This is a genomic window from Anaerostipes sp. 992a (assembly GCF_001940245.1).
GTDB lineage: Bacteria > Bacillota > Clostridia > Lachnospirales > Lachnospiraceae > Fimousia.
In genome coordinates this window covers 144,112-168,639 of record NZ_MJIG01000003.1, presented here as the reverse complement: position 1 = coordinate 168,639, position 24,528 = coordinate 144,112, and the positions used below count along the sequence as shown (strand labels likewise).

Here is a 24,528-nt window from a genome sequence, read left to right as displayed (position 1 = left end):
TTCTCGCTTAAGAGCAGTGTTCCTATTTCTCATTCTTCTGGAAAACTATCTCTAATACAAAGTCCACCCCATCCAATCTCATTATTGGGATAATCCGATATAAATGGAAGATGCTTAGCCCCCTTCTGGAGATAAGATTTTATCTTTTCTCCATACAAGAATACATCATTTTCTCTGATAATTCCCCATTCCATCAACAGGGCACTGGCACCTGTTACAAAGGGAACTGCCATAGAGGTGCCGCTTTTTACCGTCTGCCCGCCTCCTGGTGATGCAGCCAGAATATCCACCCCGGGAGCAGCAAGGTCCGGCTTTAAGATGCATTGTCTGTATGAGCCTCTTCCAGAAAATGGTGCAAAATACAGGTTTCTCCCATCATAGGCTCCCACAGATATGACCCTGAAAGCTGTGGATGGTATGGTTAATGTCAGATCCAGCGTCGGCATCAAAAATCTGGTATTTCGATTCGTCGTCTCCGATACCGGAAGCCACATGGCATAGCTTCCATTGCTGATCTTCTTCGGAAACAAAAATATGGTCCAGATTCCACTTTCTATTTCTCCGGACACTGGAAGAAAAGAAAAGAATAATTCCTGTCTGCGGTTATAGGGTGTGGGTGTTCCATAATAAAAAGACAATCTAGTGCTTCCAAAACTTCTTTGTCCAAATCCAATCTGGTTCTCAATAGTTCGTTCTTCTCCAGAGGGGGAACGAATGATAATCTCCACCTCATCCTTATATTCCTTCCAAAGCTGTAGATTCAGTGATGTTTCATAAGGTGCCACAGAAAATTCGATGACATCTGTTGTGGCAAGCACGAGCTTTCCTTGATGGTGACGTCCGGTATCTCCTTCGTTGCCGGTTCCGACACAGATTACATTCTGCCACAGAGCTGCTGCCGTATCCAGATAGGAGTCTAAGAGACTTCCTCCAAAATGATCTCCATAATTGGTTCCGTAGCTAAGATTAATGGCAATGGGCTGCTTTCTTATCTGTGCGGTTCTCATAAGAAAATCTACCGCCCTCATCAGGCTGGTAGTCCTGGATAATTCTCCCTGCCTTCCTCGTCCAAGCTTCACAAAAAGAATCTGTGCTCTGTTGGCAACCCCCTTATTTCCAGCCGCAATTGCCGCAACGTGTGTTCCGTGTCCGGAAGGATCACTGATCAGAGATCTGTTTTCCTCAATTGCCTGAGCAATTTCTTCTTCCGAATAGTATCTTCCCATTCGATATCCCTCTGGCGGTGGTCCACTTTGATCTGTCTGATCCCAGATGCCGATCACTGCACTTTTTCCATCGGGACGAATAAAATCAGGATGAAGCATATCGATTCCAGAATCTACGATTCCGATCAGTACTCCATTTCCATTCAAACCAGTTTGATTGCCTGGCCGAAGAGGACAGGAACTCTCTATTCCTTCCCGCACCTCCAGACGCATATTTTTTGCCTTTTCCACATAGATGACCTCTGGTTCTCTGGAAAAAGCATCAATTTGTTCTTCCGGCAAGACAACGATAGCATACTGTCCAAATAAAACATCCGCATTTCCTTCATATTGAGAAACCAGATTCTGAAATTCCACATTCCCACTGGAAAATCGTACGACCAGCTCCCAGGTATTTGTCTCCGCATCAAATCCGGCATCTAATTCACTGTTTTTTGCCCTTTCCGCCGCTGGCATAGACAATGCCAGATTCAACTGTTCTTCCAGCTTTTCATTTCGCATGACTGCTCCACATTCTTTTTCTTATATCCTATGCGAAAATACCTCTCCTGTTTCATGGACTGGACAAAAGCGTTTCGCATACCTCTTTCCTTTTTCTGACTGCAGATACTTTTCACACCAGGAAAACTGTCCCCACATGTGCATTGGCATAACCAGCTTAGCCTTTGTATGTTCCATAAAATAATTCATTCCCCAGTCATATGCTTCCTCCTGACGTGGATCCAAAAGCACGAAGGCAAGATCAATTGGTTTATCCTTCAGATATTCCATCTGTTCTATATAGGCTTTCTTCATATATTCATTGTCTGCTTCCGGTTCTCCAATCCAATGCCACCAGTTCAAATCTCCCGCATGGTAAATATACTTTCCTTCCACTTCAACATAAAAGGCACATCCTTCATCCGTAGATTGAAGCGTATGAAGCTTTAAACCTCCAATCTGATAGGTTTCGTTCCAGCTAACCAGCTCGTATGGCTCTTCCAGCTGATGCTTGCGGTGCTGTTTGATATCCTTGGAAAGAATATAGGTAACATCATCATAAACTTCCCTCAAATGAAAAATCTTTTCTTGAAAATGATCTTCATGAAAATGAGAAGAAAATATATACCATTTCTTACCTGGAACATGAGGAATCTTCTCCCCCTTATAATAATCAAATAACAATACCGTATGTTCTAATTCTACCAAAAATCCACTATGATCAATAAATGTCACCTTCATATAGCTATCTCCTGCTTTCTTCTATTATTGTTTCCAATATGTTACTGTCGAACTTCTGCTTTCGGAGCATCTCAATCTCATATTTGTATGGAGGATAGGATTTCTTTGTTCCTTCCTCTTTGATATATGGCGTTTCCAAAATCTTAGGGATATTCAAAAATTCTGGATGATATACTATCTTGTTCAATGCATCAAATCCAATATGTCCAAATCCCAGATTCTCGTGACGATCCTTTCCTGCACCCAGTGGATTCTTGCTGTCATTGATATGAAATACTGCAATTTGCTCCTTTCCGATGATCCGATCAAATTCCTCTATCACCGGATCAAAATCTTCTGCTATCGAATACCCGCTGTCATTAACATGACAGGTATCAAAACACACTCTGAGATGCTCTGGATATTTTACCCCATTATAAATCCGTGCCAGTTCTTCGAAGTTTCGTCCAATCTCACTGCCTTTTCCAGCCATTGTCTCAAGCGCGATAGAAACCTGCATGTCCTTTGTCATAACTTCATCAAGCCCTTTGATAATCTGGGCAATTCCAGCATCTACACCTGCTCCAACATGAGAACCTGGATGCAGCACTAAAGTATCAGATCCCATTGCCTTTGTACGTTCTAATTCAATCTTTAAAAAATCCACTGCAATTTCAAAAGTTTCCTTCTTTACTGTATTCGCCAGATTGATAATATAGGGTGCGTGCACAATAAATTCTTCGATTCCATGTGTGTGCATATATTGCCATGCCTCTTCGATCCGTAATTCTTCTATCGGTTTCCTTTTTGTATTCTGAGGAGCTCCTGTATAAACCATAAAGGTATTGGCCCCATAAGATACCGCCTCTTTGGCAGATCCCAACATCATTTCTTTTCCTCTCATTCCTACATGAGAACCAATCTTAATCATAATTCTTCCTTTCTATTTTTTACTATATTCTAAATCATAACAATTCTTGAACTCCAATTCAAGTCGGCACGCTACAGAGGCTTAACTATTTCAGATTGTATTTCTCCAAGTACAATTTTGCTACTTATTGACTTTTTCATAAAAGCCGATATACTTTATTTTGGCTTATATCGCCACAACAAGCTAAGAAAGGAGACGTTTATGGAATTAAGTCTATTATTAGCCCAACAGATCATTGCTTTATTTTTAATGATGATCGTGGGTTTTTTCCTGGTCAAAATACAGCTACTGACGGTAGAAGACAGCGATGTACTGGCCAAACTCGTGGTCTATGTCTTTTCCCCCTGTGTGATCATCCAATCCTTTGTGAATGCTGATTACACGAAGGAAACCTTTGCCGGTCTCATGGTAGCGATCTTAGGTGCAACCGTCGTTCATATCATCTATATTTTGCTAAGCAAATTGGGAGAAATATTCCTTGGGCTTAGCAATATTGAAAAAGCATCCCTGGTCTATTCGAATGCTGGTAATCTGATCATCCCTCTGGTAACTGCCACATTGGGAGAAGAATGGGTGTTCTATTCCTGTGCCTATATCATCGTAAGTACAATATTATTTTGGAGTCATGGAAAATCTGTTATTTGTGAAGAACCCCATATGGAGCTTATGAAGGTAATTAAAAATCCTAATATCATTGCTATTATTCTAGGTCTGATTTTCTTCGTCACCAACTATAAACTACCATCCACCATCGATACCTGTACTTCTTCACTGGGTGTTATGATCGGTCCTGCCAGCATGATGGTCATCGGTATGCTGATTGCAAACATGAAGCTTTCTTCTGTCTTTCGCAATCCCCGTGCTTATCTGATCAGCTGTGGAAGACTTTGCCTTTACCCTATGATTACTATACTGGTATTTTGTTTTTCCGGTATTTTAAATCTCCATCAACAAGCTCCACAGATTCTTTTGGTCACTCTATTAGCTGCTGCTGCACCATGTGCCGCCAATGTAACTCAGGTATCCCAGCTTTATCATAAAGATGCCCTCTATGCCAGCGCTCTTAATGTAATGTCCGTAATTTTTTGTGTCATTACTATGCCTTTAATGGTGGCAATTTATCAGATTTTATTATAAAATAAAGTTATCTTAGTAACTATAATCAGGTTATTCAGAACATTTAAATTGTTTTTTGTGTATTTTTTATACAAGGAGGAATTTATGAAAGAACTTCATGAAATCATCAGCACTGCAAAATTGACAAAAGTAGGGAACATTATTGGGAACTTTGTACTTGCTCATACAACAGAAGCCTGTTTTATGACTTCTACTGAGCTGGCTACCCAGCTCCAGGTAAGCGAAGCTTCTGTCATCCGTTTTGCCAAAGCAATCGGATTTTCCGGTTATATGGATTTCCAGAAGTATTTACAGCAATGTCATTTGGAGACGATCACGAAAATTTCCGATGAGATTGTTTTTCCATCTGAGCGCTTTGCCGAAACCTTAAAGCCCCATCCCGGTGAATTACATTACGGAATTGAAGCATTGAAAATTGCAGATGCCAGTCTGCGAAGCGTATTTTCTCTAAATGGTCATCAGCTATTTAAAGAAGCTATTCAGCTGATTCTGCAATCAAAGAAAAAATATATTGTATCCAGCCGATCCAATATCTGTCTGGGAAGCAGATTGTATTTTATCTTAAAGCAAATTCTTCCAGATGTCTATACGACGGGCTTAAATACCGGCACTGCCATCGATCATATGTGCGATATTCAAAAAGATGACTGCCTGATCCTGTTTAGCTTTCCACGCTATTCCAAAATCGACAAGGTAGCTCTTCAGATGGCTCACGATAAAGGTGCATCGATTATTCTGATCACTGATACCAATAATACTACACTTCCCGCTTTGGCAGACAAGACCTTTCGCATTGATATCGGAAGCAATACCTTCTTTTCCTCACAGATTGGTATCAATTTTCTCATTGAACTGTTTGGAAATGGCATCAGTCGGGAAATCGGAAGTTCTCTGCAAGAACGTCTGCAGCATGTAGATTATTATATTTCACAATTTGAAATTGTATAAAAAATCTCCAGCTCTATGCCCAAAACATAGAACTGGAGATTTTTTGTCAACATTTATTCAATTGGCAATTCTAACAATTTCCAACTCAAATCGATCATTTCTTTTCGATCAAGAGAATTCTCAATGGTTATGCTTCCTTTCCGCTCTTCTTCTTGCAGCAACCCTTTCTCTCCTAATCGCCTCTTTAACTCACGGGAAGTCCCAAGACTTCCATCAATCAGTGCAATCTGTCTTTCTCCAAGATAGGTTCTTAGACGAGGACGTAAGAACGGATAATGGGTGCATCCCAATACGATCGTTTCTGTGTCGTCAGACAAATAAGGCTTCAGATGCTCATCAAAATATTCATCCAGAAACTTCCCATTCAAATCTCCGTGCTCTACAAATTCCATCAATCCCTTGCATGGAATCGGAATAATCTTAGCCTCCTTTTGATATAATCCTAATAACCTCTGGAATTTCTCCTGCTTAATGGTCATTGGCGTGGCCATAACTAATATAGTACCCCCACGGCTCATCTTCACTGCAGGCTTTATGGCAGGCTCTATTCCAACAATAGGAAGATCTGGATACATCACTCTCAGCTTTGCAACCGCTGCACTGGTAGCCGTATTACATGCTACTGCCAATCCCTTGATTCCCTGATCCAATAACTTTTCCACAACTGTAAACGTCAGCTCGCGGATGACATCCGGATGCTTTGTTCCATAAGGAGCGTGGAAAGAATCCCCATAATAGATAAAATCCTCATTTGGCATAATTCTAACTGCTTCTTTTAATACGCTCAATCCTCCCAATCCAGAGTCCATGAATCCGATGGGGAGCTTTCTTTTCTCATCTATCTTCATTGCCATTAACCTCATTAGAATTTCTTATCACTCAAAAAGAATCTCGCTTTGCGAGATCCTCCGCAGTTTCCTATATGATAAAAAAACCCCCTTTAAATATAAAGGAGGTTCGAACTGCGGGAAATGGGACTTGAACCCACACGCGCACAAGACGCACAAGATCCTTAGTCTTGCCTGTCTGCCTGTCCCAGTTTTCCCCCTATTTAAGCCAATCTCGCTAGATTTAGATGTTGTAATAACACTAGACTATCTGTATCTAGAATACAGCAAGAAGGCGTGTATGTCAATCCCAAGTCTCCACTTTTAGGACAGCTTCTTGCTGACCTTTATCGTATGTTTCTACTTTCCCGCGGACAATATATCTATTTTCTTCATCATTTAACTTCTCTTTCTGACTTTCGAAAATATCATAAACATAGTCGATTCCTGTGTGTAGCAGACAAGCCAAAAAATATAAATTAGGGATTGATAATTCTATCCATCTATCATTTTTTAGATACCAAAGTCTTTTGATATCATCATGGATTCTCCTGTGTAGGCTTCTATTTTTTGCATTCTCCAAATATATGATATTAGGATTCTTTCTGTCTTTTTTGATGTGATGAACAATATTCCTATCACCCCCAAAAAACAAATCAGCCATAAAAATATGAGAGTAGATGTAAGTTTTTTTACCGTCTTTATCCCGATAATAGACTCTTTTATATCCTTGTCCCTTATCATTATTTATAGACCCCACAAATCGAGCTTCTCCGCTTCTCATAGATATGATTTCAGCGTTTGGTACTGACCCATAAAGCCCTTTTATCTCTGGATGTTCGTAGAAACTATTAATCCCATATTCACTATTTGGCTCTGTAATACTCTTGATTTTTCCATCGTCATCATGAATTAATTCCGGCAGATATTTTCTTTTTTTGTCTGGATTGCTGGCGTACAGACGGTTAACGATGTTATCGTCTAGTTTCTTTGTTTTTGGTAATCTAATCATCTTTAAACATTTCCTTTCTTTTCATAATTTTAAAAAAATCGTGTTGCTACCGATATACATTTTTTTGTAACGGGTTATACTTCTATGTTACGCATTATAGCTTTCTTCTATTATCCGATAATCTTGATACTTGGATTATCTTGATTATAGGAATAACACCAGCGAGGAAAGTGGGAGCGTGGCGACCTTAATCAATAAATAATTAAAAGGCATTTCGAGCTGGGCGAGAAATACGGATAACAACGTTAGTTGTTATCTGTTAATATATTTATTTATCATCTAAAGAAAACAAAAAATTGGCAACCTATATTTATTTACGTTTATTAGTTTATATAATTTATATTTTGCCAAAACATGTTAACTTAGAAAATAATGTAAATAGCATTAAAAAAAACTGTATATCTTTATACAAAAAAATGTATATCCATTTTACAAAGTGAGTGCCAAAATGAACGTGGTATTTCAAAAGTGCATGCCAAAATGAATGTGGTTTTTCGAAAGTGCATGCCAAAATGAACGTCATCTCCTGAGGATTACGTATTTATTTGCCGTAAATTGGTATTTATCTTCATCAAATCCACGTACAACCTTTATGAATCCATGTTTTTCCAACCATTCATTGTTAGTTTTGATGTTTCCGAGGCGGATTCTGCCCCGCTTAGAGATGTTTTCGTGACAGGGGTAAGCATACCCAAGATTAGCATTGAAAAACTGCAAAATAAAAACAAACTGCCGAAAATACTGAGAAGCATTTTTTCCAGCCCCATAAAAATCATCTAGAACCGCTGGATTAATCATTTCGTATTGTCCTTCCCATTGGTTCAGTTTAATCGTCAGATACCCGTTTCCAGCTTTATTCTGCTTCCAGAGTCCGGCAGCCTCTAATAAGTCGAGCATCTTTTTCAGTGTTGGTTGAGACATTTTTAATCTTTCTCTTATCTCCGACTGTACAACCAGTGGACGTTTTTCGATAACAATTTGATTTACAATATCCGCAAATAGCCATGTAGCTTTTGCTGGAACATCCTTATTATCTATGATAAGATGCGGAATACATATCATATTTGCCCTCATCACAGGCTTTTCATCGTTTTCTTCTTTTCCATAATTTGTAAATTGGTTCGAGACTTCATTCATATAAGCATTGTTCCTCCTAATATTTTTCCTAAATTTGCTTGAAATAATGTTGCCGAGCTGGCAGAAAATAAAAGAATCGACTCTTATCGAATCAGATTTGAAATATATAAATATAATTATTTTTTATCAAAATAGCATATATGAATCAAGTTGTCAAGTACTTTTTTAAATTTTTTTCGATAATTTCACCATGTTTCTTCAAAAGAACGGACTAACGCCACCAGAAAAAGGAGCAATTACTTAAAAGTTTTAATTGCCCCGTTTCTATTCTTTCCTATTAAATGCAATTTACAATCTGGCTCTTTTCAAATCATCCAGAAATAGAATCAACATATTCTTTCATCATTCTGTCGAGTGTAGGACGAGAGATATTCAGAGCCTTAGCAAATTGTGTTTTATTGATTCTTCTGACACTATACTCTGCATACAATTCCCTAAACTCATCATTTACAGCAACTTTTTTCCTTCCTCTGTATTTTCCTTCTCTTTTGGCTATCGCAATGCCCTCTTTTTGGCGTTCTAACAGATTCTGCCGTTCGAATTCCGCTATTGCTCCTACCATGGTGAGCATCAGCTTGCCAGTAGGGGTTGATGTATCAATGTTTTCCTTATTGCTGATGAGGTTTACTTTCTTTTCCTTTAATTCTTCCACGATTTCTAGTAAATCTTTTGTAGAGCGTGCCAAACGAGAGAAATCATGGATGTATATTGTATCTCCTTCCCTAACGAATTCTAACATTTCTCTAAGTTTCGGTCTGTTCCTATCCTTTGCTGAAACCTTTTCAACGAAGTATTTATCAATGTCATGCTCCTTCATAGCTTCAACTTGTCTTGCCTCGTTCTGCTCTATCGTAGATACTCTCACATAAGCTACATTCATCTTCTTTCTCCTTCCCCTTTATATTAATATAATATTATTAATACTATTATATTAATATATATCTATTACTCTATATCTGTTATTATATATATAAGATAGCATAATATAAATATAAAATCAAGATATATCCTACAATATGTAAAATAATTAATATTTTAATTCTATTTTTACATAAATCTGGCATTTCTTAACGTAAAGTTAGGCTATATTCTATTTTTACATACTTTAATAAAACCCCATGATAAAGCCTATCAGCCCTTAATTACAAAAATAATTATAAATTAGCATTGTCATGGGAATAATTACTGTTTTCTATGAAAAATCTAGTGACAGGACAACCAATAATAGGCTTAAATAAGCAGATTTTTAATCCAAAATGTAATTATTTTTCTTAATTTTCCAATTAAAAAACCGCATAAACAAGCCAATCTGACATCGGGAAATATAGAAGAATTCTTATTTTTTCAATATATTCCATTTCAGCAACTTTTCACAACAAATATTATATATATTGTTCACAATCAGAGCAAAATAATAATTCCTGCTGCTTCTGAGGTTTAATCGAGTAGGAGGAATTTCTCTTGATTGAGAAATTCCGACCTCTCACACCACCGTGCGTACCGTTCGGTACACGGCGGTTCAATCAACTTAACAAGTAACACACCTTTCGGTGTAGTAATCTAACATTGAGACTAATCCGAATGAGGTTAGTCTCTTATTGCTTATAGCTTGGCATACATCTGAACCTCGACATACTCTTGCGAACCCTTTAGCGTAGGATGTTCGCTTTGCTGCCCATTGGGGCACGCCTAGTTTCATTAAATTCTTTGCCCTGTTTTGTGGTGTTTTCCATTGTTTCCATATACACATACGAAGTCTGAATCGGATATGTTTATCCATTTCCCTGCACAGATGTTTCATACTCCCTATCTTGAAGTAGTTAACCCATCCTCTGATAAGTTGATTGAGTTTCTCCACTTTGTAGCTGTTGCTTACACCCCAGCTACGACAGGTGAGTTCCTTCATCCTCTTCTTGAACTTCTCAACTGATTTTGCATGTGGCTTCGCCTTGTATTGGTGTGCTCTTGAATCAAAATAGAATCCAAATCCAAGGTATTTGAGTCCTTGCGGTTTATCCACTTTACTCTTTGTCATGTTGACCTTAAGCCCTAGTTTCTCCTCAATGAATCGAGAGATATTTCTCATTACTCGATTTGCAGACATTTCACTCCCAACCATAATGATACAGTCATCCGCATATCTCGCGAAATTGAGCCCTCGCTTTTCCATTTCTTTGTCAAGTTCATTGAGCATGATATTCGCTAATAGCGGAGAAAGATTTCCTCCTTGCGGTGTTCCTATTACAGAGTCTTCATACTCATCATCAATCATAATTCCACTGACAAGATACTTTCTCACAATGGAGATGACATCTCCATCCTTGATTGTTCTTCCAATTAAGGTCATCAGCTTGTCATGATTTACTGTGTCAAAGAACTTTTCCAAGTCAATGTCTACAATCCAATCATTACCATCATTCATCATATCAAGTGCTGTTAGGATTGCTTGTTGTGCACACCTATTCGGTCTGAATCCATAACTGTGGTCATGGAATTGTTCCTCATAGATTGGTGTTAGTACCTGTGCAATGGCTTGTTGTACAAATCTGTCTGTTACCGTTGGTACTCCTAGGTTTCTGACACCACCATCAGGCTTTGGTATCTCCACTCTTCGTACTGGTTGAGGTTTGTATTTTCTTGTCCTCAACTGTTCCTTGATGATTTCGCCGTTCTTTGCAAGATGTTCCTTGAGTTCTGTGTACTTCATTCCGTCCACTCCCTCTGCACCTTTGTTTCGTACGACTTGCAGATATGCTCTGTTGAGATTATCACTAGATAATATCTGCTCCATTAGATTACTTGTGTCCATGCGTTCTTTCCTTTCCGTCTCGCTTGATTTGACCATCTTTTACCCGATTGGTTACGGCAGATGTTGTCATTTCTGCAATACGAGACATACTCAAACTGATTGATTGTTCGCCCCTTCACTCCATCCCCATTACAGAGACTTCTTCACTACTATGGGCTCGGCTGATTTCTCACAGTTCGTTGTTACTAGGCTGATGATACCTCTGTGAGACCTCCACGCTTAAGGTGCACGCTCTTTCCTCTCATCTATCCGCCACATTTACTCGTACTTCCAGCAACTTTTGGACTTCATCTCCTTTTGCAGACTTATCCGTATTTCCGAGCCTTATATGTGATTTCTGTCCGTCGGACCAAGAGTTTGCTTACAGCTTCCTTCAGATTCCACCTCACGATGGACACCCTTGCTGTTCGGCTATACACTTCCTCGTTGCCTAGGCGTGTTCGGGACTTTCACCCGTTAGAGCGCGCCCATGGCGCGCAAACAAAAAGAGAAGGAATATATCCTTCTCTCAGACTGTAGACAAAGTCCCGGCGAAAGCCGGGCTTTTCTATGTTTACGACCGTTTTTCTGATATAATTGAAATATCAGAAAGGCGGTGTTTTTTATGATGACAAAAAATGCAGACAAAAAAAGGGAACAGATGATGATGTTCTGTATGGATGACATGGTTCCTCAAAACCATATGCTGCGTTTGATTGATAAAGCCATCGACTGGACTTTTATCTATGATCTTGTAGAAGAAAAATACTGTTCTGATAATGGAAGACCCAGCATGGATCCTGTTATGCTGATCAAAATTCCTTTTATTCAATACCTTTATGGAATTAAAAGTATGAGACAGACTATCAAGGAGATTGAAGTAAACGTTGCTTACAGATGGTTCCTTGGATTAGACATGATGGATCCGGTACCACATTTTTCAACCTTTGGAAAAAACTATACACGCCGTTTTAAGGACACAGATCTTTTTGAGCAGATCTTTGCAAAAATATTGGAAGACTGCATGAAATTTAAACTGGTGGACACCGATCAGATCTTTGTGGATTCCACTCATGTGAAAGCATGTGCAAACAGCAAAAAAATGCGAAAAAGAGTTGCACAGGAACAGGCCCTTTGGTATGAAGAGAAACTACAGAAGGAAATATCCAGGGATCGTGAAGCGCATGGGAAAAAGCCTTTGAAAGAAAAAGACAAAAATGATCCCCCATCCGGCAGCGGGAGCGGTGATAATACAAAGGAAGAAGAAATTCCAGAAGGAATTAAAACGCAGAAATGCAGTATCAGTGATCCGGAAAGCGGCTGGTTTCGTAAAGGCGAGCATAAACATGTTTTTGCCTATGCAGTGGAAACAGCTTGTGATAAACATGGCTGGATCCTGGAATACAGCATTCATCCGGGGAATGAACATGACAGCCGGACATTCAAAACACTTTATGACAAGATAAAGATCTATTCACCGGCTATGATCATAGCAGATGCCGGTTATCGTACACCAGCAATCGCCCATGAGTTGTTAGAAGATGGTATCGAGCCGCTGTTCCCATACAAAAGGCCAATGACAAAGGAAGGTTTTTTCCGAAAATATGAGTATGTATATGATGAGTATTATGACTGCTATATATGTCCGGAAAACCATATATTATCCTATCATACGACAAACAGGGAGGGTTATAGGGAATACGTAAGCTGCGGAGAAATATGTGCCAGTTGTCCAAATCTTCATAGATGTACGGAAAGCAAAGAACATATAAAAGTGATCACCCGCCATGTGTGGGAAGAATATATGGAGAAAGCAGAGGACATCAGGCATACACTTGGCAATAAACAGATATATGACTTAAGAAAGGAGACAATCGAGAGGATTTTCGGAACAGCCAAAGAGCAGCATGGATTTCGTTATACACAATACATAGGAAAAGCCCGGATGGAGATGAAAGCGGGGCTTACTTTTGCATGTATGAACCTGAAAAAACTGGCCAGGATACTGGCCAAAAGGGAAGAAAGAATCTCAACCATCCATAATATTTGGCGGTTATTAAAAGAAAAGTCATTTTTCAAAGAAAAGTGGTGCTGGAGATTATCTCCAGCACCAACTTTGTCTACAGTCTGAGAGAAGGAATATATCCTTCTCTTCCGTATTATTTATTTAATTTTTATAATAAGATGATACCAGCCGTCCTCGTTGTACCTTCGATATGCAAGCAACCTAATTTCTGGTAACACCGTTTTAATAAGTGCGTAATCACCACGCACGAAAACATCAGTAACAAACGGATATACACGCTGTACACGCTCAATATCAGCCTTTAAATCCATTTTAGCACCTTTACCAATGTAGTAATCAATCATTGCATCATGTTCAATTACAAACTCTGCTAGAGCCTCTGACGTTGCTTTTAATGCTTTCTTCCTATTCATTTTCACACCCCACCAAATAAAAAGAATATTTCATATGCTTCGTCATTTTTTATATCGGTAATTACGGTTTTTAGCCTATCTTCAAGCCAAATACTGGCAATATGAGAAAACCTTATTGCTACCTCTAATGTTGCTTTTTCTATACGTAGCACTATAGCATCATCGGCTATATAAGCCCGTTCCAGTACCAAATCATAACCAGAGATATCCTTACCATTAACAAAAAACTTGATTTCCGTTCTCTTTTCCTTTTTTATAATATCCAATAACTCATCAACATCAATCTTCTTTAACATCTGCCAGCACCACCCATCTTTATCTTTGTTCTGCTTGTGTTTGCCAGCGTGTCTAAAGGGTTAAAGTCAGAGAAGCCCATCTGTAAATCACACGAGAACATATTTACGTATTCTTTGACGATATCAATTGACGAATGTCCAAGAATTTTTTGTAGCCGGAAGATGTCCCCACCGTTAAGAATCCACTTCTTTGCAAACGTATGACGGAACAAATGACATGATGTCTTATTGACATTCCGCTTAATGTTGTAACGGGATACGGCTTGTTGATATGTTCTACTTGCGCAATGTTCTCCAAATTCATTGCAAAATACGTAATCATCCCCACTCCCATCTCTATACACAAGATATTCCGTTAACACATCTGCCAGAGTATCTGATAATGGTATTATTTGTTGCTTTCTACTTTTGGTTTTTCTAAGGATAATCACACCACTAGAAAAATCTATATCCTTTATCTTTAGGTTTAAAGCCGTAGAAATTCGGTTACCAGTGGCAAGTAGATAGTTCTCGAATACCCATGTCCGATACTCCACAAATGAGCATTTATTAACATCTGGCTTTTTCAGCAATCGTTTCAATTCATCATCCGTATACGTTTCTTTGATTTCCTTGTTGTATTTTGGTAAGCATATCCTAAATTTTTTTACATAGCCAGAATCCATGCAAAAATATAAGTATGCCCTTAAATGCCTAATATATGTAACAATTGTTGTATCTTTAATTTCTTTATGCTCTTGTAGCCATATAATGTAATCATCTATTGTATCTCTTGTTATCTCGCTTACCAGATTTGAATCTCCCGCAAACTCAAAAAATACTTCGATTGCATATCGGTATGTTTTTATCGTCTCGCTGGAAAGATTCTTAACGTTTGATTTTCGGATAAAATTAGAAAAAGCCTCTTCTAAAGTTATGATACCTTCATTATTGGATATTTTTATTCGTTTTCGTGCCATTCTTTTGCCCTCCTTACGCACAAGACTATATTGTTTTTCAACCGATAATCTAGTGCATAAATCACAACCACCGGCTCAGCCGGTGGTTTGTACTTGCCCTATAAGGGCAAATTACCGGCACTAGAGTCTAAAGACTCATCGAATGGTTCGCCAACTGCAACATCATTTACCTATGGAGCCCTAAAGGGCTCATTTTATTTATTTGCTTTTACTGGCTCACCCGTAAACGGGTCAATATACTCTTTTAGTGTCATTTGATCATATTCTAAATCCTCTTTTAACTGATTTTGAATATACTCTTGTATTTTCTTTGCATTCTTCCCTACAGTATCTACATAATATCCTCGACACCAGAAATGTCTATTTCCATATTTATACTTTAAATTTGCATGTCGTTCGAATATCATGAGTGTACTTTTTCCCTTTAAATACCCTACAAAACTTGAAACACTTATACTTGGCGGAATCCTCACCAGCATATGTACATGATCTGGACAGATTTCTGCCTCCACTATTTCTACACCTTTTCTTTTGCATAGCATACTCAGAATATTAGCTATATCTTGTTTTAACTTTCCGTATGCCACTTTTCTTCTATATTTTGGTGCAAAAACAATATGATACTTACAATTCCATTTTGTATGTGATAAACTACTAATATCCATTTGGATAACCTCCTTTGATTTTATGTGGTTGGCGAACCAACATAATTATATCATTGGAGGTTTTTTACTGTAAGCTGAAGCAATGCTGACTCACCGGCTGAGCCGGTGGTTTCTTTGTTCCTCAAAGTTTCGTTTCTCTGCCTGAGAAACTCCACAATGATGAACAGGCTTAAAGCCTAACAAAAAAACGGCTTCCAGCAACCTAATGTTACTGAAAACCGCTTAGAATAAACGAAACTGCGGGAAATGGGACTTGAACCCACACGCGCACAAGACGCACAAGATCCTTAGTCTTGCCTGTCTGCCAATTCCAGCATTCCCGCATACGTGCCCACAGGGATTCGAACCCCGGACACATGGCTTAGAAGGCCATTGCTCTATCCAACTGAGCTATGAGCACTTATCTGTGTCATCTGACAACAGCAATATTATACTATTAAAATTGTCAGTTTGTCAACATCTTTTTTCAATTTTTTTAATTATTTTCGAAATCGACAAAATCGCAGATGGTGCTTTTTCCTTACCTGTTTTTAAAATTACAATCATACTTGCTGAGAATCTTTTTATTCTTGGTCGGCCTCTTCGGTTCGAAAGATACCATGGCATGCTTATGTTTCGTCTTCACCTCTCCGATTACAATAAAAATACTGAGTACCTTTAAAGCAATCTCAGACAGACCGTACAGATCATATCCTTCCTCTGTCTTTTCGCCCAATGCCACCTGTCTCCCTGTATCCTGTTCAATGATAAAGGCTTTGATACCATCTTCTGCACAAAGTACATACCCTTCATACATAATCGGTCCATACTTAATCTCTCCATAGTTGCATGGTGATAATAATGCGTGATCCGTTCGCTCACAAATACTTCCAATCAGTTTATTTCGGAAATTAATGATGTCATACAGATCATTCTTCCGATCTTTTCCATCTCTGGCTGCATTCTTAATTCCTTCAGAAGGATTAAAACGAATCAGATATACCTGCTTCCCATCCTTTTTAAAATAGAACTTCTGAACAGACAGAGAAGATGGTACCTCCGCATCGAATAAACGCTCGCCTTCAATTTCTGCATAAAATCTACTTCCTAAACTCCGCGAATCACGGACAATCTTTCCTCTGAACATAACTCTTCTCCTGCGTAGTATTCTAAAAAATATTATACTCAAGGCCGACCCTCTTTGTCAACCAATGACCTTATCCATGTTTTCGCAGTCTTGCGCATCCGCAGATACATCCTTACAACTGTTGAAGTAAGAAAGATTCCAATAGCAATGACCCCGGCAATTTGAAGTGCATACACTCCTTTCTCATATACGAAGCGCTCATATCCAAAAAATAAGTTCACCATCGTATAAAAGAAGATTTTCCCCGGAACAAGCGGAATCATCTCCACCCCCAAAAACACGGATACCGGAACCTTTCGATAATATGCCGCAATTTCAGCATATAAAGTCATAACTACCGTCCCACAAAAATACGCCATAATATCCGTTCTGCCAATGGAGTCTGTTAACAGATAGGTCAGCCACGCCAGACAGCCGCCAATGCCTCCCAAGAAAAGATTCCATCCACGTATGTGGAACAGGATGCCAAATCCAATACAGAAGAAAAATACACAAATAATCTGTACCATCTTACACTCCTCTCTTATAACAATGGCATATCGGTAACAAAGATCAGAAAGAAAATCCCTCCCACAATGCCAAGAACCGCACTTAACGCCTCCAGCATCTGTATGATTCCTGCAAAAAAATCATCGTTAATAAAATTTCGCATACCATTGGTTATGGCCATCCCTGGTATCATAGTAATCATAATACCGATAATTACCGGCGACGGACTGATAATCCACCCCCATTTCATAGCAAGTGCCACAAAGCTGGTAGAAATACTGCTGCATAATAGATTGGAAAAGAATAAACTTCTTCCCTGAAATTTTTTTACCATTTGCTGCACTGGATAAATGATGGCTCCTATCATTCCCGCAAAAATCCCATCCACATATCCGGAACCATAGAACACAGCAGAGGTTCCCGAAATGACAATATTAGCCAGTACAATGACCCAGGCTGGATAAACAGGCTGACGCTTGATTTCCTCCAGCGTCTGAAACACATAGAATCGATCTGGTCTTTTTTCCTTCATCCAATCGCACAATTGAATAATATTAGACACCTTATCCAGATCATTGCACTTTGCAACAATTCTTCTGCTCTTAGTACAGTAATTGATTCCATCCGACAATGTAACGATCAGACTGGAGGGTACGGCAAAAACATCCGTCTCTCTTACTCCATAGGCTTCACACAGCTCTTTGATTTCTCTCTCAACACGGGATATATCTGCACCATAGCTGATCATAAGATAGCCTATCTCTGTAGTAAAATTTAATATTTCCTTTAATTCCATCACTCCAACCTACGAACGAATTTCTAATAATTTATTCTTTAATTCTACTTCTAAACGCCCGATTTCTGCTTCTGCTTCTCTTCTTTTTTGTTTTCCCTGTTCCTGGATCTGCATCACCTCATCCAATGTGGAGATCAATGATGCATTGGTCGTCTTTAAAGTCTCCAGATCGACGATGCCACGTTCTGACTCTTTTGCAACTTCAATCGTAGCCGTCTTTAGCTTCTCAGCATTTTTCTTCAGTAATTCGTTGGTTAAGTCTGAAACCTCTCTTTGTACTTTGACTGCCTGACTGGAATGTTCCATTCCCAAAGCAAGCACCATTTGACTTTTCCACAATGGAATGGTGTTTACCAGGGTAGACTGTATCTTTTCTACCATCATGGTATCACTACTTTGCACCAGTCGGATCTGCGGAGCTGTCTGTATTGAAATCATTCTGGTAAGCTCAAGATCGTGCAGCTTTTTTTCAAATCGGTCACAAGAGGACTCCAAATCCTTTGCTGCTTGTGCATCTTCCGGAAGCCCACTTCGCTTTGCCCGATCCAATGCTTCCATCAGATCATTGGCACGCACATCTGAAAGCTTCTTTTTCCCTGCCAGAATATACATGGACAATTCCTTAAAATACGTAAGGTTCAGCTGATACATCTTATCCAGAATTGCAACATCCTTTAACAGCTGTACCTGATGATTTTCCAAAACCCTGGCAATTTCCTCCACATTGTTTTCTACTTTTGCATATTTAGCCTTTATAGAAGTAATTTTATTGGATGCCTTTTTAAATATTCCTAAAAATTTCTTTTCTTCTCCAGCATCAAAGCTTTTTAGCTCCACAGTCAGATCAGAAAGCAGATTCCCCACTTCTCCAAGATCTTTTGTCCTTACTTTTTCTAAGGCATTTTCTGAAAAATCTGCCATCTTCTTCTGGGTACCCGCTCCATACTGAAGAATCAATGTAGAATTCTTAAGATCGATCTGAGAAGCAAACTGATCTACCATTCTCTGTTCTTCTTCGGATAACATCTGATCATTCCAGTCCTTCTCTTCTTCCAATTCCACCTTTTCCATTTTCGGAGATTCCTCCTCAAATGGAGTCAGGGTAAGTTCCGGCATAAACTCTGTTTCATTTCTTTTTTCACTCATCTTTCTACCTCGTTAAAAATCTTCTTCTGCCAGTCCATCCTGAGCGATCATAGTCTTCAGCACACTGATATCTGAAGATACATCCCAGGCCTGATCCTGAAACAATCGGTCCAATAGTTTCTCAAATGCAATATTTAAAGTATCCAAAGACCCTTCTATCTCTTTTTTTGAAGAAAGAATATTCTCTCCCTGTACTGGCTGCTTTTCCAGTTCCTCATAAGCCTTTAACAGCTTAATCGTGGTAGGCAGATAATATTCCATCAACTTTCTAATCTCTCCGATCATCTCCGGATATTGCTGCACTCTTTCAAAAATTCTTTTTATGATTTCTTCCATAGAAGCAATTTTGCTGGAAATCTCTTCTCCCTGAATCACTTCATTACTCTTATGAATGGCATCAATAAAGGCTTCCCCTTCCCGAATAACCTCTTCTACTTCCGGTGTAACTGCTTTCCGGCTCTCATTCTGCTTTCTGATCTTTTCCTTTAGCTCTTTATAGTCTTCATAAGTCTCATCTGTAGTGATCAGACAGGTATTTTCATCATCAAAATGCCCCTGACGAAACCACCCCTTTATAATCATTTTTCTTATATCTTTCTGAACATATTTGATCGACTTTCCAATCTCGGAAGACAATTCTGAGAGATTGCCATATGTTTTTCCATTCAAACAGCTCTTATATTTTTCAAACCGCTTTAACATGGAAAAATTCCAATGCCCTGCAATTCCGATTCCTAAGCTTACGAAAAACAGTGGAACCATAACTGCGATCGGAACACGAAGTCCCAATAGAAATTCTCCCATAGCTGCCGCTACCATTCCAAGAATCAGCAATGCCAATCCCAGTCCAAAGCCGCATATATAACCAATGACCATACAAGAAATGGCTCCCGCCTTTATTCCTGTTGTTTTCTTATATATGGAAAGTTCTGTTTCTCTCCTCCGCTTCTCCTGTACCCACGGATGCTGCTCTACAGTCTCCTGAACCTTTTTTTCTGCAGCTTTGCCGGTTGCCCTTAATCCGTCTTCCACCGCACTGGCTGCCTTCTCCACTCCTTCTTTAATGGTCTGATTTAATTGGGTAAAATCCTCTGAATCAATAGCCCTTTGAACTGCATCCTTAATTTCTTCTCCAATATTTTTAAAATCATACGGATTCATTTAATTCTCCTTTTCTTACGTAATAACCATCTTTATTATAGTAAATCCCTCTGAGAAAAACAACCGGTATCCTTCAATATCCAATCTGTCCATAAAACGACAAAACTCCCGCTTACATTTCATAAGCGGGAGTCTCATAATCAGGATATTCCTGTTATATACTTCTTATGCTAATTTTTCTTTTGCAACTTCTGTTAAAGCTGTGAAAGCTGCTGGATCGCTGATAGCCATTTCAGAAAGCATCTTTCTGTTGATGTCTACACCAGCTAATTTTAATCCGTGCATTAATTTGCTGTAAGATAAACCGTTCATTCTTGCTGCAGCGTTGATACGAGCAATCCATAACTGTCTGAACTGACGTTTTCTCTGTTTTCTTCCTGCATAAGAGCTTGTTAATGCTCTCATAACAGACTGTTTTGCAACTCTATACTGTTTAGATCTGGCTCCTCTGTAACCTTTTGCCAGCTTTAATACTCTATTGTGTTTTTTCTTTGCGTTCATTCCGCCTTTAACTCTTGCCATGTCTTACGTTCCTCCTTAAAATCTATCTATTACAGGTATGGTAAAATTTTCTTCATTACTTTTTCGTTTGTAGCATCTGTCATAGTTGCTTTTCTAAGATTACGTTTTCTCTTAGTAGATTTCTTTGTTAAGATATGGCTCTTGTAAGCTTTATTTCTTTTTAATTTTCCGCTACCTGTAGCTTTAAATCTTTTTGCAGCAGCTCTTTTTGTTTTTAATTTTGGCATGTTAAGTTCCTCCTTAATTCTATCTGTATCTACTCTATTATCGTTTTTCACCTAAAAACATGATCATACTTCTTCCTTCAAATTTTGCAGGTTTTTCAATTACCGCACAATCGGATAACTGTTCTGCGAAATTATCAAGAATGACTTTGCTTGAATTTACATGTGCAAGTTCTCTGCCTCGGAAACGAAGAGTCACTTTCACACGATCACCTTTTTTCAAGAATTTTCTTGCATGATTAACCTTCGTGTTCAAATCATTGGTATCAATGTTTGGAGAAAGTCTGATTTCTTTTACATCGATCGTTTTCTGTTTCTTCTTTGCTTCTTTTTCTTTACGAGCCATTTCGTATCTGTATTTACCATAATCGATAATCTTACATACTGGTGGTTTCGCCTGTGGAGCAACCTTTACTAAATCAAGATCTGCTTCTCTTGCAATTTTCATTGCTTCCTTGGAAGACATGATTCCCAACTGCTGTCCGTCACTTCCAATCACACGAATTTCTCTGTCCCTAATCTGCTCGTTAATCATTAAATCGCTAATAGTATTGCACCTCCAATATAAAAAAAGTGGATAGTTATAGACTATCCACTATCTGATTCAAGCATGACGATGTATCATTTCTTAAATATTAACCCAAGTCACTTGCTCGTGCTAAGGTGAGAGTGGATACTCTTCTTTCTTTTACGTTGTTTCACAACCTATAACATAATATCATGTATCCATCTGGTTGTCAATCATTATTTTTTAATCTCTGTCGAATTCAATTAATTCCAGTCCTTCGTTTCGTTCCAGAACAAAGCGAATGCTCCATTCATTTTTGAACAGTAACAGCGGATTTCCCTTCATATCCCGTACCTTCTTCACTTCAGAAACACCTTTTAATTTATTCATATCCGTCTCTTTATCCTTAATCCAGCGGATAGATTCATATGGAAGCGGCTCTAACCGGATATCGCATCCGTATTCGTTCTTTAAGCGGAATTTTAATACGTCAAACTGCAGGGTTCCTACAACTCCAACGATAATTTCCGCATAACCTGCCTCATGTTCCTGGAAAATCTGGATGGCACCTTCCTGTGCGATCTGATTGACTCCTTTTACAAATTGCTTTCTCTTCATCGTATCCAGCTGTACGATTCTGGCAAAATGTTCTGGTGCAAAGGTTGGAATTCCTTCATATATAAATCCATCTTTGCCAAGACATACCGTATCTCCAATGGAGAAAATTCCCGGATCAAATACGCCAATGATATCCCCTGCATAAGCTTCCTCTACAATCTTACGATCCTGTGCCATAATCTGCTGTGGCTGAGAAAGCCGCATCTTCTTACCACTCTGCATATGCTTGACTTCCATACCAGCTTCAAACTTACCAGAACAGATTCTCATGAACGCAATTCTGTCACGATGAGCTTTATTCATATTGGCCTGGATCTTAAATACAAAGGCAGAAAAATTATTTTCAACCGGATCTACCAGTTCGCCCTTGGAGATTCTTGGGAGTGGTGTTGTCGTCATCTTCAAAAAGTGTTTTAAAAAGGTTTCCACACCAAAGTTCGTCAATGCAGATCCAAAGAATACGGGTGTCAGCTTTCCCTCTCTGATCTTTTCCAGATCATACGGGTGTGCTGCACCATCTAATAATTCAATTTCTTCTGTTAACTGTTCGTATTTGTCTTCCCCTATGATATCCATTGCATCTTCAGACTCAATGTCCACACATGTGGTCTTAGCTTCCTTTGCTCCTCCAGTAGACACGGCCTCAAAGGTGGAAATCTGCTTTTTGTCTCTTTCGTATACCCCTTTAAATTCCTTACCGGAACCAATTGGCCAGTTGATCGGACATGTCTCGATGCCTAACACCTGTTCAATTTCATCCAAAAGATCAAAGGTATCATTGGCTTCTCTATCCATCTTATTAATAAACGTAAAAATCGGGATATTTCTCATCGTACAAACCTTAAATAATTTAATAGTCTGCTTTTCCACACCCTTGGAAGCATCGATGACCATTACTGCAGAATCAGCTGCCATTAGAGTACGGTAGGTATCCTCTGAGAAATCCTCATGACCTGGGGTATCCAGAATATTGATGCAAAAATCATCATACTGGAACTGTAATACAGAGGAGGTAACGGAAATTCCTCTCTGTTTTTCGATTTCCATCCAGTCGGACACTGCGTGCTTGGAGTTTGCCTTTCCTTTTACAGAACCGGCAGTATTAATAGCCCCTCCATATAATAAAAACTTTTCTGTTAAGGTTGTCTTACCCGCATCCGGGTGAGAAATAATCGCAAAGGTTCTTCGTTTCTTAATTTCATCTTTGATCTGACTCATAATTTTCTCCATTTATTTAAATTCCAATGTACTAATACTGTATTACTATTTCCAAAAGCCCTAATAGGGCACTTTATCAATGATACCATTTTAGAAATCGATTGGCAACTGGAATTATCATATCTTCCTTTTTTATTCTCACTTTCTATTTTTCATATCCTTCCACCCATGCTATAATTAAGTAAAACGATGCTCGAAATTTATAGTAAAGTGAGGTAAGAAATATGAAGCATACAATCAAATCCGATGTCTTAAGTGTAACTGTTGATTCCTTCGGTGCAGGTCTGACTTCCATCATGCGGGATGATATTGAATATTTATGGCAGGGAGAACCTGCTTACTGGTTCGGACAGGCTCCGATCATGTTTCCAATCTGCGGATGTCTTCGTGACGGAACCGCACAGCTGTTGAATGGAAAGACTGTGACTCTGGCTCGCCATGGATTTGCCAGAAGACATGAATTTGTATTAAAAAATGCAGCGGACACCGAATTAACCTACGAATTGGTTCCAGATGAAGATATGCTGGAAGCTTATCCTTTTCCTTTCCTATTACAGATGAATTATAAGGTGAAAGAAAATTGCCTGACGATCAATCATATCATTACAAATACGGGAGATGAAACCATGCCATACTTTGTTGGCGGACATCCGGCATTTAACTGTCCGGCACACAAAGGCGAACGCTTTGAGGACTATGTGGTAGAGATGGAATGTCCAGAATACGCCAAATGTCCAACCATCAGCGATTCTGGTCTTTTAATCGATGAAGAACGTACGCTGCGCTTTGATAACCAGTCCATTCTTCCGATGACCCATGACCTGTTCTATCAGGATGCCCTTTGTCTAGAACATCCAAGATCTACCTACGCAATCCTGCGTCATAAAGATTCCTCCCATGGTGTTCGTGTAGATTTTCCGGGATTTGATTTCTTCCAGATCTGGAGCAGCTCCAACGATGGACCATTTGTAGCATTAGAACCATGGACCGGAACCGCTACCATGTCCTCAGAAGATGATATCTTTGAGCATAAACGAGGCGTGAAATTATTAGAACCAGGTAAGACAGAAGTAATCACTTATAAGATTTCTATTGTATAGATAGCACTATAGCACAAAAACTGCAAAACCGAAAAATGGTTTTGCAGTTTTTTAT

At 38.9% G+C, this 24,528-nt stretch carries 25 protein-coding genes and 3 tRNA genes; 4 read left to right on the top strand and 24 right to left on the bottom strand.

From position 1 onward, the window contains the following. Window positions 1-29 precede the first annotated feature (29 nt). The 3 genes from BHF69_RS02450 to BHF69_RS02440 are packed head-to-tail and all read right to left on the bottom strand — an operon-like array spanning window position 30 to window position 3,357. Window positions 30-1,727, bottom strand: a complete 1,698-nt coding sequence (locus tag BHF69_RS02450) for a S8 family peptidase (protein ID WP_075669496.1) — start codon at window positions 1,725-1,727, stop codon at window positions 30-32. 21 nt (window positions 1,728-1,748) lie between these two features. Continuing rightward, complete coding sequence (locus tag BHF69_RS02445; protein WP_075669495.1) at window positions 1,749-2,447, bottom strand: MBL fold metallo-hydrolase; 699 nt, start codon at window positions 2,445-2,447, stop codon at window positions 1,749-1,751. 4 nt (window positions 2,448-2,451) lie between these two features. Continuing rightward, entirely contained in the window at window positions 2,452-3,357 is a 906-nt protein-coding gene (locus tag BHF69_RS02440; RefSeq protein ID WP_330393044.1) for a deoxyribonuclease IV, read from the bottom strand. Window positions 3,358-3,558: 201 nt separating this feature from the next. Here BHF69_RS02440 and BHF69_RS02435 point away from each other — a divergent pair, with 201 nt between their 5' ends. Together BHF69_RS02435 and BHF69_RS02430 are read left to right on the top strand one after the other, a co-directional pair. Further along, window positions 3,559-4,494, top strand: coding sequence for an AEC family transporter (locus tag BHF69_RS02435; RefSeq protein ID WP_075669494.1), 936 nt, complete (start codon window positions 3,559-3,561; stop codon window positions 4,492-4,494). A gap of 84 nt (window positions 4,495-4,578) precedes the next feature. Beyond that, on the top strand, window positions 4,579-5,442 hold the full coding sequence (locus BHF69_RS02430; RefSeq protein ID WP_075669493.1) for a MurR/RpiR family transcriptional regulator: 864 nt from the start codon (window positions 4,579-4,581) through the stop codon (window positions 5,440-5,442). 53 nt (window positions 5,443-5,495) lie between these two features. Here the strand turns inward: BHF69_RS02430 and murI are convergent, their stop codons facing one another. The 6 genes from murI to ltrA form a co-directional block, all read right to left on the bottom strand. Then, the gene (murI, locus tag BHF69_RS02425) at window positions 5,496-6,290 is read right to left on the bottom strand and encodes a glutamate racemase (protein ID WP_075669492.1); all 795 of its coding nucleotides are present in this window, start codon (window positions 6,288-6,290) and stop codon (window positions 5,496-5,498) included. Window positions 6,291-6,405: 115 nt separating this feature from the next. Next, window positions 6,406-6,490: transfer RNA gene (locus tag BHF69_RS14105), tRNA-Leu, on the bottom strand. An 83-nt stretch (window positions 6,491-6,573) separates the two neighbouring features. Then, window positions 6,574-7,281: a hypothetical protein gene (locus tag BHF69_RS02420; protein ID WP_075669491.1), complete on the bottom strand. Its 708-nt coding sequence runs from the start codon at window positions 7,279-7,281 to the stop codon at window positions 6,574-6,576. A gap of 519 nt (window positions 7,282-7,800) precedes the next feature. After that, the gene (locus tag BHF69_RS02415) at window positions 7,801-8,418 is read right to left on the bottom strand and encodes a MarR family transcriptional regulator (RefSeq protein ID WP_075669490.1); all 618 of its coding nucleotides are present in this window, start codon (window positions 8,416-8,418) and stop codon (window positions 7,801-7,803) included. A gap of 310 nt (window positions 8,419-8,728) precedes the next feature. After that, window positions 8,729-9,298, bottom strand: a complete 570-nt coding sequence (locus BHF69_RS02410) for a recombinase family protein (protein ID WP_075669489.1) — start codon at window positions 9,296-9,298, stop codon at window positions 8,729-8,731. Between the two features lie 648 nt (window positions 9,299-9,946). Then, complete coding sequence (gene ltrA / locus BHF69_RS02405) at window positions 9,947-11,227, bottom strand: group II intron reverse transcriptase/maturase (protein WP_158022527.1); 1,281 nt, start codon at window positions 11,225-11,227, stop codon at window positions 9,947-9,949. A gap of 604 nt (window positions 11,228-11,831) precedes the next feature. Between ltrA and BHF69_RS02400 the strand changes: the two genes are divergently transcribed. Beyond that, window positions 11,832-13,337, top strand: coding sequence for an IS1182 family transposase (locus BHF69_RS02400; RefSeq protein ID WP_075669488.1), 1,506 nt, complete (start codon window positions 11,832-11,834; stop codon window positions 13,335-13,337). Between the two features lie 32 nt (window positions 13,338-13,369). Here the strand turns inward: BHF69_RS02400 and BHF69_RS02395 are convergent, their stop codons facing one another. The 15 genes from BHF69_RS02395 to BHF69_RS02325 form a co-directional block, all read right to left on the bottom strand. Next, window positions 13,370-13,645, bottom strand: coding sequence for a hypothetical protein (locus BHF69_RS02395; RefSeq protein ID WP_075669487.1), 276 nt, complete (start codon window positions 13,643-13,645; stop codon window positions 13,370-13,372). A gap of 2 nt (window positions 13,646-13,647) precedes the next feature. Further along, on the bottom strand, window positions 13,648-13,941 hold the full coding sequence (locus BHF69_RS02390; RefSeq protein WP_075669486.1) for a hypothetical protein: 294 nt from the start codon (window positions 13,939-13,941) through the stop codon (window positions 13,648-13,650). Beyond that, on the bottom strand, window positions 13,935-14,900 hold the full coding sequence (locus tag BHF69_RS02385; RefSeq protein WP_075669485.1) for a tyrosine-type recombinase/integrase: 966 nt from the start codon (window positions 14,898-14,900) through the stop codon (window positions 13,935-13,937). Before BHF69_RS02385 ends, BHF69_RS02390 begins: the two co-directional genes overlap by 7 nt. 194 nt (window positions 14,901-15,094) lie before the next feature. Further along, the gene (tnpA, locus tag BHF69_RS02380; protein WP_075669051.1) at window positions 15,095-15,565 is read right to left on the bottom strand and encodes an IS200/IS605 family transposase; all 471 of its coding nucleotides are present in this window, start codon (window positions 15,563-15,565) and stop codon (window positions 15,095-15,097) included. 238 nt (window positions 15,566-15,803) lie between these two features. Further along, window positions 15,804-15,888 (bottom strand) — tRNA-Leu (locus BHF69_RS02375). A 3-nt stretch (window positions 15,889-15,891) separates the two neighbouring features. Next, window positions 15,892-15,965: transfer RNA gene (locus BHF69_RS02370), tRNA-Arg, on the bottom strand. 120 nt (window positions 15,966-16,085) lie between these two features. Next, window positions 16,086-16,691, bottom strand: a complete 606-nt coding sequence (locus BHF69_RS02365; RefSeq protein WP_075669484.1) for a hypothetical protein — start codon at window positions 16,689-16,691, stop codon at window positions 16,086-16,088. A 38-nt stretch (window positions 16,692-16,729) separates the two neighbouring features. Further along, window positions 16,730-17,200, bottom strand: coding sequence for a threonine/serine exporter family protein (locus BHF69_RS02360; protein WP_075669483.1), 471 nt, complete (start codon window positions 17,198-17,200; stop codon window positions 16,730-16,732). Between the two features lie 14 nt (window positions 17,201-17,214). Then, complete coding sequence (locus BHF69_RS02355; RefSeq protein WP_075669482.1) at window positions 17,215-17,976, bottom strand: threonine/serine ThrE exporter family protein; 762 nt, start codon at window positions 17,974-17,976, stop codon at window positions 17,215-17,217. A 9-nt stretch (window positions 17,977-17,985) separates the two neighbouring features. Further along, window positions 17,986-19,122 (bottom strand): toxic anion resistance protein, encoded by a 1,137-nt coding sequence (locus tag BHF69_RS02350; protein WP_075669481.1) that lies wholly within the window; start codon window positions 19,120-19,122, stop codon window positions 17,986-17,988. A gap of 12 nt (window positions 19,123-19,134) precedes the next feature. Then, on the bottom strand, window positions 19,135-20,283 hold the full coding sequence (locus BHF69_RS02345; RefSeq protein WP_075669480.1) for a 5-bromo-4-chloroindolyl phosphate hydrolysis family protein: 1,149 nt from the start codon (window positions 20,281-20,283) through the stop codon (window positions 19,135-19,137). Window positions 20,284-20,448: 165 nt separating this feature from the next. Beyond that, on the bottom strand, window positions 20,449-20,805 hold the full coding sequence (gene rplT / locus BHF69_RS02340) for a 50S ribosomal protein L20 (RefSeq protein ID WP_075669479.1): 357 nt from the start codon (window positions 20,803-20,805) through the stop codon (window positions 20,449-20,451). A 29-nt stretch (window positions 20,806-20,834) separates the two neighbouring features. Continuing rightward, window positions 20,835-21,032: a 50S ribosomal protein L35 gene (gene rpmI / locus BHF69_RS02335; RefSeq protein WP_075669478.1), complete on the bottom strand. Its 198-nt coding sequence runs from the start codon at window positions 21,030-21,032 to the stop codon at window positions 20,835-20,837. A gap of 37 nt (window positions 21,033-21,069) precedes the next feature. Next, the gene (gene infC, locus BHF69_RS02330) at window positions 21,070-21,564 is read right to left on the bottom strand and encodes a translation initiation factor IF-3 (protein WP_075669477.1); all 495 of its coding nucleotides are present in this window, start codon (window positions 21,562-21,564) and stop codon (window positions 21,070-21,072) included. A gap of 216 nt (window positions 21,565-21,780) precedes the next feature. After that, window positions 21,781-23,373 (bottom strand): peptide chain release factor 3, encoded by a 1,593-nt coding sequence (locus tag BHF69_RS02325; protein ID WP_075669476.1) that lies wholly within the window; start codon window positions 23,371-23,373, stop codon window positions 21,781-21,783. A 224-nt stretch (window positions 23,374-23,597) separates the two neighbouring features. Here BHF69_RS02325 and BHF69_RS02320 point away from each other — a divergent pair, with 224 nt between their 5' ends. After that, window positions 23,598-24,473 carry an aldose 1-epimerase family protein gene (locus BHF69_RS02320; protein ID WP_075669475.1) on the top strand — a complete coding sequence of 292 codons (876 nt, stop codon included), beginning with the start codon at window positions 23,598-23,600 and terminating at the stop codon, window positions 24,471-24,473. Window positions 24,474-24,528: the final 55 nt, after the last annotated feature.